Here is a 14,837-nt window from a genome sequence, read left to right as displayed (position 1 = left end):
CGCGAGGGGGCCAGAGCCGCCGCGTCAGCTCGTCCAGAACGAGCCGGTGGCGTCTGGTCATGGGGCTCGGCAGTCGTTGCACGAGCCGGAACGCCCTACGGTGCAGCTCCTTCGCCTCGCGTCGACGGTTCTGCTTCAGGGCGTCCGCGGTGGCGCGCAGGGTGTCCTCCAGCGCCATGAGCAGGTCCGTCTGCGGTGATCCCCCACGCCGGGCCCGCGGCACACCACGGGGGCGGGGAGTGCGCTCATCCCAGACCGGTCCGCCACCGGTGAGTCGTACACGCCGTACGCGCATCGTCGAGCGCCTCCCCTCCCGCTGCGGGTCAACCGCCGAGCGTGAACTCGAGCCCGCCCGCCCGCAGCTCGTCCTCGGTCTCGGTGAGGCCGCCGCGGTGGCCCACCGCGACGGTGTAGAACTTCGAACCCGGCGTGATGTCCCCGACCGTGAACGAGAACGTGCAGCCCGTCTCGGCCTTCTCGCCGGGACCGAGGGAGCCGCTGGCGACCAGGGTTCCCGCCGCGTCGGAGATGTTCACCTGGGTACCGAGGTTGATGTCGGAGTAGCCGCCCGTTCCGGAGCACAGTGCCCCGTCCTCGAGCCCGGCACCGACCTCGGTGAGGGTGATCGTGCCGTCCGTGCCGAACGGCTCCGGCGCCTGCGTCCTCTCCGCCGTGGCAGTGGCGGACGGGCTGCCGCCGGCCTTCTTGCCCTCGTCACCGCCGAGGAGGGAGAAGGAAAGCCAGCAGGCTCCGACCGCCGCGGCTCCGATACCGACGCCCAGGGCCAGGATCACGCCCTGCGGCAACCGCGATCGGAGGGAAGGGCTCGGCCCGGTCGTTGCCGGCTCCTCCGCCAGCGCGGTCGCAGGAGCGGGGGGCACGGGCACCCGCGTGGCGGACTCGACGGCCTCCGCCGGGGCGTGAGCACCCAGGAACTGCTCGGGCTCGGACATCGCGGCCTTTCCTCTCGTGAAGTGAAGGGGGTATGGCGGGTGGCGGTCACACGGCTGCGAACTGCTGGCGCTGTATGCGGTACCGCGGACGGCCCGGGGCAGCAGTGCCCGGTCGTGCACTGGGTCCGGGCCGAAAGACACAAGCCCGGGACGAAGAGCTGAAGGGAGAAGGACCGGACCACCGGGCGACAGGGAAGCGCGGCAGGCCCATGTCGCAGGGCCGGAGGACGCCGGCGGCTCCAGGCCGCGTCAGCCGACCTTCTCCCAGGCCCGGCAGCCCTTGGTCTCGAAGTACTCGCCCTTGCGGACCGTCACACGCGACTGCCCGGTGATGTTGTCGTTGGCGATGATGGCGCCGAGCTCGCCGGAGGTGTTCTTGAGCCGGGCCCAGTAGCAGCCGAAGCCGGAGCTGCCGTCGCCGGGCCCGGCCGTCTTGTAAGTGCCGGGCTGGATGTCCTCGCCGGCCAGGTACTGGCCGTCCCCGTCGATGGTGCTGGGCAGGCCGGGCTTCCTGGTCGGCTTCGGCGTGACGGTGACCTTCTGCGTGGCCTTCACGGTGACGGTCGCGGCCGGTACCGGCGCCGCGGCGGCGGTCTCGGTGACGGTGGCGGCCGGCGCGGGCCGGGGGGAGCCGGCCGGATCGGTGCTCCCCCCGCCGCCTCCGATCATGGCCCCGACGACCAGCGCGGCGAACGCCGTCGCACCGTGGGTCATCCAGGCCCTGCGGCGGGACGCCCCGTTTCCGAGGTCCGGCTGCGCGGGGACGGGCGGCATCGGCGGGGGCACGGCGCCCTGAACGGGGGCGCGGCCGGGCTCGAAGGGCTGCTGGGGGCCGGGCGGGTGCGGAAACATACTGGTCACAGCGGGACCTCCGGATCGTCGCTCGGTGTGCACACGCTGTGGTGTGCCGGCGGCGCCCAGAGTGCAGCGAGTTCAAGCGTTCAGAGGCGTGATTGCGCGGTAACCCGGGTTATCAGCTGTTCCGAACCCGGAGGACAGGGGCCGCTGTAGGGTTCTGGCACCTGTTGAAGACCCGGCGTCCCGCCCGGGTCGCGGCGGACCGGGAGACCCGGCTCGGAAGGGGAGGTGACCGTGCCCACGACGCGCGGAACAGTACCGCTCATCCTGCCCGAGACGCCGGCCTGGCGGATCACCTACGCGGAAATCGCCGCCCTCGCACAGGTGCAGCGCCCCGTCGCCACCACCTGGAGCCGAAGGCACCCGGACTTCCCCGCGCCCGTCGCCCACGAGGACGGACGCCCCCTGTTCGACGCCCGGGCCGTGGTGGACTGGCTGACGACGACGGGCCACGGCAACGCCGACCCCCGCCGGCTGAGCGCCGAACTGGCCCTGCACACCCTCGCCGCCTGGCGGACGGGCGGCCTTTCCGCGTCCGTGCTGGTGGGGGCGCTGACCGCGCTCCTCTGCCTGCGCCAGCAGCTCGACTCCGCCGTCGCGGACCAGAGCTGGGAGGCGCTTCTGAGCCGCGCCGCCGACCTGGACCCCGAGGACCTCTTCCTCCTCTCCGAACTGCACGCCGTGCCCGCCCCCGACCGCACCGGCCCCGCACTGGCCGCCCTGGCCGACGAACTGACCGAGGCCGCCTACACCCCCGCCGAGGCCTTCGACTGGGTCCTAGAGGTGCGCGGCCGGCTCGGCTCCCCCGGCCAGGCCGCCGACGAACCCGCCCCCGCCGTCGTCCGCGCCCTGGCAGCCGTGTCCGGCATCGAGGCCCTCCACGAGGAGTCCGTGGTCGCCACCCCGTGCGCACGGACCGGCGGCCTCCTCGCCGCCCTGCACGCCCTGGCCCCCGAGGGATCCGGGCACACCTACCTCGCCTGCGATCCCGATCCGGCCCGGGTCCGCCTCGTGCGCCGGCGGATGCTGGTACGCGGGGTGTACGAGTTCCACCTCGACGTCACCGAGGGCGAGGAGCTCTCCGTCGACGAGTGGGGCGACCCCGACCTGCTCGCGTGCGTCCTGCCGTACGAGGCGGCGGAGACCCGCCGCCCACAGGCCGTCCTGCAGCGGGTGCAGGAGCTCACCAACTACCTGGGCACCGGCTGCACGGCCATCGTCCTCGGCCCCGCCGACGTGCTCGTACGCCCCCTGCCCCGGTACGACGAGGCCGATCGGCTGCGCCGGTCCTTCCTCCACGCGGGCCTGCTCAAGGCAGCGATCAGCCTTCCCGACGGGGTCCTCCCCTACCGCCCCGGCCACCGCACAGCCGTGTGGGTGCTGGTCCGTACGGCGGAGGAGGACCGTACCGGCCGCGTCCTGCTCGCCGACCTGTCCGCGCAGCCGCTCACCGAGCCGGTCCTCGACGCCCTCGCCGAGGACATCGCCATCTGGCGCGCCTCCGGCTGGCAGGGTGACCGCCGGCACCAGCCGCGCCACGCCGTGATCGTCACCGCCAAGGAACTCGACGACCGGCCCGGCTCCGCCTTCGTGCCGCGGCACCGGCCGGCCGAGGCCCGCTACACACGGGACGTCCTCGATCGCCCCGGCCGCATCAGCGTCTTGGAGCAGCGTCTGACGGAGCTGCACGGGCAATCCGCGCGCCACTCGGCCGACCTGCGCGCGGCGCTGGGCCTCCAGGTCGTCCCGCGCTCCGAGGGACAGCAGCCGGTCCGGTACACCACCGTCAACCGGCTGCTCGAGGAGCGCCGGCTGCGCCGCCGCCCCGGCCACCGCATCGCGGCGGAGCACATCACGGCCGAGGGGCACCACCCCGTGCTCACGCCGGACGAGATCCTGGGCACCGCGCGCGTCGGCGGCCGCCGCATCGACCGGGGTTTACTCCTCACCGCGTATGAGCACGCCCAGTTCACCGAACGCGACGACCTCGTCGTCACCGCGAACCCACGCTTCGGCGTGTACCTCGACGAGGTCGGGGTGTCCGTCGTCGCCGCCCCGGCCCGCATCCTGCGGGTCCACCCGGACGCCGATCCGCCGGTACGACCCCGGGTCCTGGCCGCCCTGCTGCGGGCGGCGGCCGCCGAGCACGCGCGGACCAGCGGAGCCGTACGGGCCTCCCGGTCGATCGAGGACCTCCTCGTCCCCGACCTGGGACGGGCTGAGGCCGAGCGTTTCGACGCGCTCCTCGCCGAGGTCGAGGGCCGTACGGCCCTCCTGCGGGAGCAGTGCGCCGCCCTCGACGACCTGGCCCGCATCACCGCCGCCGGTGTCACCGACGGCACCCTGACGATCCAGCACCTCCCCGGAACCGACCACTGAGCATCCACCGAAGGAGACGGTCTGCCCGATGGCCACCACCCGTACGAAGAAGCCCGCGGAGCAGGCGCAGCTGTTCAGCGCCTCCACCGCCAGGGAGATCCAGGCGATCCTGTGGAAGGCCGCGGACAAGCTGCGCGGCTCCATCGACGCCGCGCAGTACAAGGAGTTCGTCCTCGGCCTGATCTTTCTCAAGTACGTCTCCGACGCCTTCGACGAGCGCCGCGCCGAACTGACGAAGGAGCTGGCCGAGGACGGCATGTCCGAGGACCAGATCGGCGACTTCCTGGAGGACCGCGACGAGTACACCGGCGCCCACGTCTTCTGGGTGCCGGAGACCGCCCGCTGGTCCTGGATCGCCGCCAACGCCAAGAGCCAGGGCGTCGGCAAGCTCCTCGACGACGCGATGGACGCGGTGATGCGGGAGAACGCCGCGCTGACCGGCGTCCTGCCGAAGATCTTCAACCGCGACAACGTCGACCAGAAGCGCCTGGCCGAACTCGTCGACCTCATCAGCGACGCCCGCTTCGGCGGCACCGAGGACAAGCCCGCGCAGGACGTGCTGGGAGAGGTGTACGAGTACTTCCTCGGCAACTTCGCACGGGCGGAGGGCAAGCGGGGCGGCGAGTTCTACACGCCCCAGTCCGTCGTCCAGCTGATCGTGGAGATCCTGGAGCCCTACCAGGGGCGGGTGTACGACCCGGCGTGCGGCTCGGGCGGCATGTTCGTCCAGGCGGCGAAGTTCATCGAGGCGCATCGGGGCCGGAGCCACAAGGCCGACATCTCCGTCTACGGCCAGGAGCTCAACGAGCGCACCTGGCGCCTGGGCAAGATGAACCTCGCCATCCACGGCATCGACGGCAACCTCGCCCCGCGCTGGGGCGACACCTTCGCCGACGACAAGCACCCGGACCTCAAGGCCGACTTCGTGATGGCCAACCCGCCGTTCAACATCAAGGACTGGGCGCGGGACGAGAACGACTCCCGGTGGAAGTACGGCGTCCCGCCGCGCAACAACGCCAACTACGCCTGGCTCCAGCACATGGTCTCCAAGCTGGGCGAGCGGGGCACGGCCGGCATCGTCCTAGCCAACGGTTCACTGACCGATGAGCAGGGCGGACAAGGAGATATCCGGCAGGCTCTGGTCGAGGCCGACCTCGTGGCGTGCATGGTCGCGCTGCCGTCCCAGCTCTTCCGGACGACCCAGATCCCGGCCTGCCTGTGGTTCCTGTCCAAGGACAAGTCCCCGCAGGGCGCACGGCGGCTGGACGACCGGCGTGGCGAGATCCTCTTCATCGACGCCCGGGCGATGGGCGAGATGGTCGACCGGACCGAGCGCATCCTGACGAAGGCCGAACTCGCGAAGATCGCCGGCACCTACCACGCGTGGCGCGGCACGGCCTCGGCGCGCGAGGAGGGACTGACGTACGAGGACGAGCCGGGCTTCTGCTTTTCGGCCGACCTGGAGACGGTGCGAGAGCACGGGTACGTGCTGACGCCGGGGCGGTACGTGGGTGCCGTGGCAGCGGAGGAAGAGGACGCGGAGGCAGTGGCGGAGCAAATCACCGCGCTGACGGGGGAGCTGTATGGGCTGTTCAAGCGGTCAACGGAGCTGGAGAATACGGTTCGAGAGCAGCTGGGTAGGGTCGATGTCTGAGTGGGAATTTGTGAGCTACTCCTCCCTTGCATCCAATGAAAAATCTTCATTCTCAATGGGGCCATTTGGATCGAAAATCACAAAGGAAAATTACGTAAATTCCGGAGTTCCAGTAATTCGTGGCATCAATCTCGCGCGAGGAATTTTCGTGGATGACGACTTTGTTTTCGTCACAGCCGAGAAGGCGAATGAAATCTCACCCGCCAACGTGAAGCCGGGTGATCTGATCTTCACGCATCGCGGAACCATCGGGCAGGTCTCAATGGTTCCGCGCATCCCCCGATTTGATCGGTATGTGATTGGGTCTAGCCAGGTCAAGACCCGACTCGACGAAAAGAAGGCGATTCCAGAGTTTTACTACTACTGGTTTCAGTCCCCGAAAGGTCAGCATTCGATCCTGGCGCATGCCTCTACGGTCGGGGTGCCAGGAATCTCAACTCCACTTACGTCGATTCGAAATCTCAAAGTTCCTCACCCCACTCTATCTGAGCAACGGTCCGTAGTTGAAGTGCTCGGGTCGCTGGATAACAAGATCGCCATCAACGAGCACATCGCGGCCACGGCAGACGAGCTGATTCGTGTCCTGTATATCGCCGCCCAACGTGACGAAGGAGCGCAGGAAGCGCCCCTTCTGCAAGCCCTCCAGGTTACGTTCGGGGCGCCATTCGCATCATCCGAATTTACGGAAGAAGGCACCGGTCGTCCTCTTATTCGGATCCGCGACCTGAAGACATACAGGCCGCAGGTTTGGACAACAGAGAGACTAGAAAAAGAGCTCGTTGTTGCCCCAGGCGAGGTGGTGGCAGGTATGGACGCGGAGTTCAGGCCGTCTTTTTGGCTGGGTGCTCCGGCGCTGCTGAATCAACGAGTTCTCCACGCGAAACCCCGTGTGGGAGGTGGCCCCGCCCTGGCGCGGGAGGCACTCCGGCAGCCATTGGCAAAAGTTGAAAACTATAAGACTGGGACGACCGTCGCCCATCTTAACAAGAGTGACCTGTCGGCGCTTACGGTCCAAATCCCCAGTGAAGCCGCCACTGCCACCTTTGAGTCGGCTGCCGAACCCCTACGCCAACGTCTGGTAGCCGCTGCCGGGGAGTCCCGTACCCTCGCAACCCTCCGCGACACCCTCCTCCCTCAGCTCATGTCCGGCCGGCTCCGCGTCAAAGACGCCGAGAAGATCGTCGAGGACCACACATGACGCACGACGACAACGGCAGAGAGCACCACCGCCCCCTGGAGGCCGACTGGGAGCTGCTGGCCCTCGACGAGCTCGGCGAGCTGGCCTGGGAGCCCGCGTCCGGTAACGCGTTCGCACCCGGCTCCGGTCACCGCAAGTCCTGGGACGACCTGGTCCTCTACCCCGACCTGCGCGAGGCTATCGAGCGGCTCAACCCCACCCTCCCCCCGGACGCCGTCCGCGACGCTATCTCGGTCGCGGCGACGCCGGCCTCCCAGGACACGTACGAGGAGAACCGCACCGCCCACGCGTACCTGACGGCCGGCATCCGCTCCGTCTCGTACACCGACGCCTTCGGTGCCGAGCACAACCCCACCATCCGCCTCGTCGACCTGACCGACCCGGACGCGAACATCTACCGGGCCCTCAACCAGGTCACCGTCATCGACGGGGAGAAGAACCGCCGCTTCGACGTCGTCTTCTACGTCAACGGCCTCCCCCTAGCCGTCCTGGAGCTCAAGCGCGCCGGCAATGAGGACGCCACGCTCAAGGACGCGCACTCCCAGGTCAGCCGCTACGTCGAGGAGTTCCCGACCGCATTCCGCTACAACGCCGTCGTCCTGCTCTCCGACGGCATCACGGCGAAGTACGGCACGCCGTTCACCCCGTACGAGCACTTCGCGCCGTGGAACACGGACGAGTTCGGGGCCCGCGTCGACGCGCTCGACGCCGACGGGATGGCGGAGACCGGCCAGAACCTGGCGCTGCACGGCCTGTTCAACCACCCCCGCTTCCTCTCCCTCCTCCAGTCCTTCGTCAACTTCGTCCCGTCGAAGCGGATGAAGCGCATCGCCAAGCCGCACCAGTACCACGCGGTGACCCGCGCCGCGGACGCCGTCCGCGAGGCAGCCGCGACCGACGGACGGGCCGGCGTCGTCTGGCACACGCAGGGCTCGGGCAAGTCCGAGGAGATGGTCCTCACCACGACGATGGTGATGCGCGACCCGGCGCTGCTCAACCCCACCGTCGTCGTCATCACCGACCGTACGGACCTCGACGACCAGCTGTACTCCACCTTCCTGGAGAGCGAGATCCTCCCGGAGGCGCCCCGCCAGGTCCTCACCCGGGCCGAGCTGCGCGCGGAACTGGCCGCCAAGCGCACGGGCGGCATCCTCTTCACCACCCTGCAGAAGTTCGGCAGGACCAAGGAGGAGAAGGAGTCCGGCGCCGACCACCCGCTCCTCTCCGACCGCCGCAACATCGTGGTCGTCGTCGACGAGGCGCACCGCAGCCACTACGACTCCCTCGACGGCTACGCCCGCCACCTGCGCGACGCCCTCCCGCACGCCACACTGCTCGCCTTCACCGGTACCCCGATCTCCGAGGCCGACCGCAACACCCGCGAGGTCTTCGGGGACTACATCGACGTCTACGACCTCAAGCGCGCCGCCGACGACGGGGCGACGGTCAAGGTCTTCCACGAGGGCCGTGTCATCCAGCTGGTCCTGGACCAAGACGTCGACCCGACGAAGATTGACGAGCAGGCCGACCAGATCACCGACGGCCTGGACGACACCGAGCGCCGCCGCGTCGAGCAGGCCGTCGCCACGATGAACGCCATGTACGGTGCGCCCGCCCGGATAAGGGATCTCGCCCGCGACCTGGTGGAGCACTGGGAGGCCCGGCGCGAGCGGATGCAGCCCTTCGTCGGCGTCTCGGAGGTGGGCGGCGCTCCCAGCAAGGCGATGGTCGTCTGCGCCACCCGCGACATCTGCGTCCGCGTCTACGACGCCCTGCGCGAGCTGCGGCCCGAGTGGCACAGCGACGAGGTCGACAAGGGCGCCATGAAGATCGTCTTCTCCTCGGACTCCCGCAAGGACCCCGACCACCTGCGCGCCCACGCCCTGCGCGACAGCCAGCGCAAGTCGGTCATCAACCGCGCCAAGGACCCCGACGACCAGCTCGAGCTGCTCATCGTCAACAACATGCTCCTGACCGGCTTCGACGCCCCGCCGGTCCACACCATGTACCTGGACCGGCCGCTCAAGGGCGCCAATCTGATGCAGGCCCTGGCCCGGGTCAACCGCCGCTTCCGCGGCAAGGAGGACGGCCTCCTCGTCGGCTACGCGCCCCTCACCGAGAACCTGCAGAAGGCGATCGCCGAGTACACCGCCGCAGACCAGCAGGACCGCACCCTCGGCCAGGACCTCGACCGGGCCCTGGACGAACTGCGCAACGAGTACGACATCCTCACCGACATCCTGCGCGGCTTCGACTGGCGCGGCCTGCTCGGCCGGCCGACCAGGACGGCGTTCATCGACGCCGCGCTGAAGACCGCCAACTACCTGCGCGACCCGCGTACCCCAGGCAACAACCCGGACAAGCTCGACGACCCCCACCAGACCCTCGGCCGCCGGTTCCGCGACCACGCCCACCGCCTGGAGCGGTTCTACGCGCTGTCCGCCAGCGCCAGGAACATCGGCGAACGCTTCCCCGACCACCCGGCCTGGCGGCGCGACATCCAGTTCTTCGTCGAGGTCCGCGCCTACATGGCGAAGCTCGACGCGATGGACCGCGAGGCCCGCGGCCTGCCCGTCGCCCGCGACGTGGAGCTGTACCTCGCCCAGCTGACCTCGTCCGTCATCGAGACCGGCGGCGTGACGGACCTCTTCGCCGAGGCCGGCCTGGAGACCGCCGACCTCACCCACCTCAACGACGCCCTCGTCGACCAGCTGCAGAACAGCGAGACCCCGCACCTGGCGGCGGAGGCCCTGCGGCGGCTCATCGAGCAGAAGATGCGCGAGGTGACCCGACACAACGTCGTCCGCCGGACGACCTTCTCCGAGCGGCTGCAGGACCTCATGGTCCGGTACATGCGACAGCAGTACACCAGCGCGGAACTCATCGCGAAGCTCGTCGAGATGGCGAAGGAAGTGATGGACGACGCCCGCCGTGGCGAGAAGTTCCACCCGCCGCTGGACTGGCGGGAGCTCGCCTTCTACGACGCGGTCGCCGACCACGGCACAGCGCGCTCGGTCATGGGCGACGAGGTGCTGGCCGGCATCGCCCGCGAGCTGGTCGCCGAGGTCCGCAGCAAGCTCAAGCCGGACTGGATCGCCCGCGAGCCGGTCCGCGCCCGCCTGCGCAGCGCCATCAAACGTCTCCTGGCCCGCCGCAACTACCCGCCGGACCAGGCCCCCGAGGCCATCAACCTGGTCCTCAAGCAGATGGAGCACTTCGCCAACGAGTGGTCCAAGACCGGTATTCCGGGGGACTGACGCACCCGGAGCTGGATCCAGAACGCAAGTCATGAGAAGTCTGCCACGAGAGTTTCCCTGACATGAGTCGGCCAGCAGCAGGGGAAGGGGGATGAGGTGTCGCGTGGAGTGCCGGAATATCTCAGCACTGCGAAAGATCCGCCGGTCGGCAATCGCGAGCGTGGACTGCGACGGATTTTGCGCATTCGAGGTGACCGGCGAGGATCATCGCCAGGTTTTCGGGAAACAGGACATGGCAGCGGGCGGAGCTACGGCATGCGCTACAAGAGTGAAGACGAGATCAAGCAGGCACTTGGGATTGAAACCTGGAGACACCTCTCCAAGGACAAGATGATCAGGTTCGCAGCAATGATGCCCGACATGGGCACTGAGGTGGCCCTGAAGATCGTTGAACAGTTCCCAACGTTCAAGGACTTTGCCACGGGCGTCATAGGTGCGGTGGAGAAAGCGCATGAGTCCACGCTCTCAAGCAACAACCAGAGCCAGGATCATTTCTATCAAGCCTGCCAGCAAACCAGAGAAATCCTCAGGGGCGAGCTCGACAAGGACTATCTGAGCCCAGAGGACAAGAAGTTCGTCATCGAGCAACTCATGGAACTTGCAAGGATGGAGTTCTGCAAGGACAGCGAGAGCAAGCAATTCTTGGATGCGGGACTCAAAAGGGTGCTGGCCGTTGCCGGTGTCGCACTCGCTCTAGGAGTGGCTTTTGTCGGCGGCAAGGTGATTGTTGAAAGCAAGGACAGCCCTGAAGAATCCCTGGAGAATTGACTGACGCGACGGCCGAAATGGACCTTTTCCGACCCGGCAGCCGAAGTTTTTGATCGTTGATTCGTTTGCACTTTTCGGCCGGCGGGAGGGACGGGGGCGGGACGCGAAGGGAAACCGCGGCGGTGAGCCATGACGCTCGGGATGCGCTGGCGCCCGGTGAAGCTGCTCGCCGTCGCGGTCTTGGCCGTTACCCGCACCCGCACCACCGCTACCGCGGTCGACAACCTGGTGCCGGACGGGTATCCGCCAGCTGCCGACCGCGCTCCGCGCTACCGTCCTGCCCGCGCCGAGGCGTGACCGCGAGCACGTCCCGCACTGGTCGCCCGGCGCCGCCGACACCAGGCACTGGGCATCCCTGTCACCAGCGCTGGCACAGCATCACGGCGATCGCAGCGAACAGACCCCACCGCATCGATCAACACCTACAGCTGCCGGGACTGACACAGCTTCATTCCCGTGATGCTGAAACTTGCCCCGCCGGGGGGACGCCCTCCACCGGGGTTTCGTAACCACCGTTTGGTCCGACTCTCTGCCGCAGGTCGGCGACATGATCGTGAAGCCCACGCCATGGCCCTGCCTCGGGTTCCGGATGTTTCAGTCCCAGCCACAGTCACGCAGTTGGTGCGACTGTCGTACGATCAGCAGATCGACTGTCGGTACTTCGGGGGACGTTGTGGCAGGTACGGGTGATCACTTCTCGATCCATCCGGAGGAGATCCGGGCGGCCGCGCCGGCTTTCTCGCGGGAGAGCGCGCACCTCGACCGGGCGCTGAGCACGCTGCGTCAGACCCTGGACGGACTCGGCGCGCCCTGGGGCGCCGACGCGCAGGGCAGGCAGTTCGGCGACGCCTACACCCCGCAGCGCGACGCGCTGTTCCGGGCCGTCGGCGTGCTGGTGCAGGGCCTGGAGAGCATCCACGAGGGACTGTCCGCCCACACGGACAACCACGTCCACGGCGACCGGCACACCAAGAGCACCTTCAGGCACTGACCGGCCGCGCGCGGCCACGGGGGGAAGCGGTCCATGGGGGAGTCCACGACGGCGAAGATCGTCCGGGAGACCACCGGCATGTGGTGGCCGGACGCCGACTCCGGGGGCCTGCGGCAGGCCGCCGACGCCTGGCGGGCCATGGCCGAGGCCGTCGACGACGTCACCGCCCCCGCCAACCAGGCCGCCCAGCGCGTCGTCTCCGGCAACCACGGGCCGGCCATCGACGCCTTCCACGCCTTCTGGAACCGCTACTACGACGCCGGCAGCGGCGCCCTGCCCGACGTCGCCCACGCCTGCCGGCAGATGGCCCAGGCCCTGGACCGCTTCGCCGACGAGGTCGACAAGGCCGTGCACCGGCTCGAGGAGGAGGCCGCCATCGTCGGCGCCACCCTCGTCGCCGGCACCGCCCTGGCCGTCTTCACCGCCGGCATCTCCGAGGCCGCCGCGGGCGCCGCCACCGCCGGCATCATCGCCGCCGCCGACGCGCTGGGCGTCGCCGTCTCCGAGACGGTCGCCACCATCGCCGCCACCACCCTGACCGGCGCCGCCTTCGGCGCCGTGGAGTCCGTCGCGGTCGACGCCCTCGTCGCCCAGCCGGTCCGCATCGCCTTCGGCGACGGCGGCTTCAGCGGCACCGAGCTCCTCTCCACCGCCGAGACCGGCGGCCTGGCCGGCGGGCTGGCCGGGGGCTTCGGCGCCGGAGCCCGCTCGGTGGCCAACGCCGCCGAGAGCGCGGAGAACGCCTCCGCCGCCCTGACCGCCCTGGGGAAGGTCTCCACCGGCCTGGACACCCTCCCCGGCCGCATGGCCACCGGAGCCGCCCTCGGCGCTGGCCAGGACGCCCTCCTCAACGGCGGGACCGTCAACCCCCTCGACGTCGCCACCGGCGCCATCGGCGGAGCCGCAGGACTGCGCAGACGCGCCCCGATGGAGCCGGGAGGTTCCACGACGAAGCAGGGGGGTTACACAGGAGCCACTGCGGAGGGCCGGCCCGGTCTCGGCGGATATGACGCCGGCGACGGTTTCATATACGCCGAGAAGCCCGACGGCAGGTCGCACGAGATCTACCAGAAGTACCGGGGCATGACGGACGACGTGCAGAAGGTGGCCGACCACATCGACGTCGATCCGCGGGTCGTCCAGGTCGCCAAGGAGAATCTCATGATCAACAAGCATGACGTCCCGGTTGGTCCCGGAGACGAGGTCATCAAGGGCATCCACTTCACTCCGGATGAGCAGGTCGCCACCTTCTGGGACAAGGCCTACAAGGGCACGCTCAAAGGCTCGGACGTCGACTACCTGCGCGGGACCATGGCTCATGAGTACGTGGAGGCGAAACTGATGGAGGCGGGCATGCCCTACCTCTCGCCGCATCCGGACGCATGGAGTCCCGAGGGGCCTGCGCGCAGCTGGGAGCACTTCGGCGCGCACAACATCGCTCCCGCCAGCTTCCATCCCGGCCGTGTGAGCACCGAACCTTCTGGTTCACTGAAGCTGTGGCGGTTCTACGGGCTCGAAGGGCCTTCGGTCCCGATCGAACGCGACCTGTCCAACCTGGACGAGGTGGTCAGGGCCGCAAAGGAAGGGCTGGGACTGTGAACCGGGGTACGAGGGCAGAGCGCATGGCCGAACGCCTCTTCGCCATCGAGTGGGCGGACACCGAAGCGGCGTTCGTCCACGACTGGTCGCGCGTGCTGCTGATGCGGGAGTACCTGCGGCGAGCGGCCCTGTGGGTGCAGGCGTACGGGATCGACGACAGCTGGCCGTTCTTCGACCTGGCCGCCCATATCGACCCGACGGTGCGCGCGGCGCCGGAACTCGTCGCCCGCATGGAGGAAGCCCTGGACGGCCGGGTCGGCCTTCCCCTCGCCTACAACAGCTGCTTCCACGCCACGCACTGGGCCGCCCTCCAGGACGCGCGTGAACTTCCGGCACTCGACGACCCCTTCGAGCCGCTGATCACGCTGTTCGAGCGCGGCGGGGGCTTCGGGACCGAGAACCGGTCGGCCGACTTCACCCTCGCCATGGTTCCGTTCAGGACGTGGGAGCACCACGTCGCGTCGGAGCCGGTCGTCACGCTGGATCCGGCGGTCCTCGACCGGCTCGACCAGGAAGGCTGGAAGCGCGTCGGCCCCCCTGCAGCCGGCCGCACACCTGGCTGAGAGCAGGACGTGCAGGGTCCGCCCCCGCAGAGCCGCAGGCAGGACCGGTCCCCTTTGGGAGAAGTCCGGGAGAAGATCATGGAAGAACCTCCTCCCGAGACCAGGCCGGACCAACCCACACCGACGCCCTGACCTGCGGTTTCGCGATTCCCGCAGGTCAGGACGCGGGCCTTACCTCATTCGGGACGAAGAGGCCGTGGGTTCAAATCCCGCCACCCCGACCCAGGAAAGTGCAGTCCAGGGCCGGTGCTCTCGTGAGAGAGCACCGGCCCTGACTCGTTTCAGGGACGCTGGGGGCTGGCCCGGGGGCTGATCATGGAATCCGGCTGTCTCCCGGGGCCCCGGCGCGCCCCTTCAGCAGCGCGTCCAGCACGGCGACCGGCGAGCCCGGTGAGAGCCGGCGGCGCTCCTCCAGCGACTCCTCCCACCTCTCGGTCAGCACGTCCAGCACCCAAAGCGCCATAGCGTCCAGGAGTAGCCACGGAGCGGTAGGCCCTGACCTACCGCCAAATTTTTCTGCTGCGGGGTGCATCCGGGTCCGCGAAGGCGGCGGAAGCAGGGCGTGACGGTCACCGGGACCGTCGCTACCGAGTCTTCCAGGGAGTCCCCATGAGCAT

The 14,837-nt window shown here is 69.0% G+C and carries 12 protein-coding genes; 9 read left to right on the top strand and 3 right to left on the bottom strand.

Annotation, left to right across the window (positions count from 1 at the left end):
- Positions 1-323: 323 nt before the first annotated feature.
- Both ACFY07_RS13130 and ACFY07_RS13125 read right to left on the bottom strand, forming a co-directional pair.
- Complete coding sequence (locus ACFY07_RS13130) at positions 324-953, bottom strand: hypothetical protein (RefSeq protein ID WP_390868746.1); 630 nt, start codon at positions 951-953, stop codon at positions 324-326.
- Positions 954-1,202: 249 nt separating this feature from the next.
- Positions 1,203-1,805, bottom strand: a complete 603-nt coding sequence (locus tag ACFY07_RS13125) for a hypothetical protein (RefSeq protein WP_390868917.1) — start codon at positions 1,803-1,805, stop codon at positions 1,203-1,205.
- A 240-nt stretch (positions 1,806-2,045) separates the two neighbouring features.
- Between ACFY07_RS13125 and ACFY07_RS13120 the strand changes: the two genes are divergently transcribed.
- The 9 genes from ACFY07_RS13120 to ACFY07_RS13080 all read left to right on the top strand — a co-directional run bounded on the left by ACFY07_RS13120 (position 2,046) and on the right by ACFY07_RS13080 (position 14,220).
- The gene (locus tag ACFY07_RS13120; RefSeq protein WP_390868745.1) at positions 2,046-4,190 is read left to right on the top strand and encodes a hypothetical protein; all 2,145 of its coding nucleotides are present in this window, start codon (positions 2,046-2,048) and stop codon (positions 4,188-4,190) included.
- A gap of 28 nt (positions 4,191-4,218) precedes the next feature.
- On the top strand, positions 4,219-5,844 hold the full coding sequence (locus tag ACFY07_RS13115; RefSeq protein WP_390868744.1) for a type I restriction-modification system subunit M: 1,626 nt from the start codon (positions 4,219-4,221) through the stop codon (positions 5,842-5,844).
- A complete protein-coding gene (locus tag ACFY07_RS13110) occupies positions 5,837-7,042 on the top strand; it encodes a restriction endonuclease subunit S (protein WP_390868743.1) in 1,206 nt (401 codons plus the stop codon). Before ACFY07_RS13115 ends, ACFY07_RS13110 begins: the two co-directional genes overlap by 8 nt.
- Entirely contained in the window at positions 7,039-10,299 is a 3,261-nt protein-coding gene (locus tag ACFY07_RS13105; protein ID WP_390868742.1) for a type I restriction endonuclease subunit R, read from the top strand. The genes ACFY07_RS13110 and ACFY07_RS13105 overlap by 4 nt, the downstream gene beginning before the upstream one ends.
- 96 nt (positions 10,300-10,395) lie before the next feature.
- Positions 10,396-11,067, top strand: coding sequence for a hypothetical protein (locus ACFY07_RS13100; protein ID WP_390868741.1), 672 nt, complete (start codon positions 10,396-10,398; stop codon positions 11,065-11,067).
- Between the two features lie 129 nt (positions 11,068-11,196).
- On the top strand, positions 11,197-11,364 hold the full coding sequence (locus ACFY07_RS13095) for a hypothetical protein (protein WP_390868740.1): 168 nt from the start codon (positions 11,197-11,199) through the stop codon (positions 11,362-11,364).
- Between the two features lie 376 nt (positions 11,365-11,740).
- Positions 11,741-12,058 (top strand): WXG100 family type VII secretion target, encoded by a 318-nt coding sequence (locus ACFY07_RS13090; protein WP_390868739.1) that lies wholly within the window; start codon positions 11,741-11,743, stop codon positions 12,056-12,058.
- Positions 12,059-12,091: 33 nt separating this feature from the next.
- Positions 12,092-13,657, top strand: a complete 1,566-nt coding sequence (locus ACFY07_RS13085; RefSeq protein WP_390868738.1) for a WXG100 family type VII secretion target — start codon at positions 12,092-12,094, stop codon at positions 13,655-13,657.
- 23 nt (positions 13,658-13,680) lie between these two features.
- Positions 13,681-14,220 (top strand): hypothetical protein, encoded by a 540-nt coding sequence (locus ACFY07_RS13080; protein WP_390868737.1) that lies wholly within the window; start codon positions 13,681-13,683, stop codon positions 14,218-14,220.
- Positions 14,221-14,533: 313 nt separating this feature from the next.
- On the opposite strand, the gene ACFY07_RS13075 is transcribed toward ACFY07_RS13080, so the two are convergent.
- A complete protein-coding gene (locus tag ACFY07_RS13075) occupies positions 14,534-14,683 on the bottom strand; it encodes a hypothetical protein (RefSeq protein ID WP_390868736.1) in 150 nt (49 codons plus the stop codon).
- Positions 14,684-14,837: the final 154 nt, after the last annotated feature.

The sequence above is a fragment of the Streptomyces sp. NPDC001380 genome (genome assembly GCF_042895785.1).
Lineage (GTDB): Bacteria > Actinomycetota > Actinomycetes > Streptomycetales > Streptomycetaceae > Peterkaempfera.
This window is presented reverse-complemented; position numbering and strand designations above follow the sequence as displayed.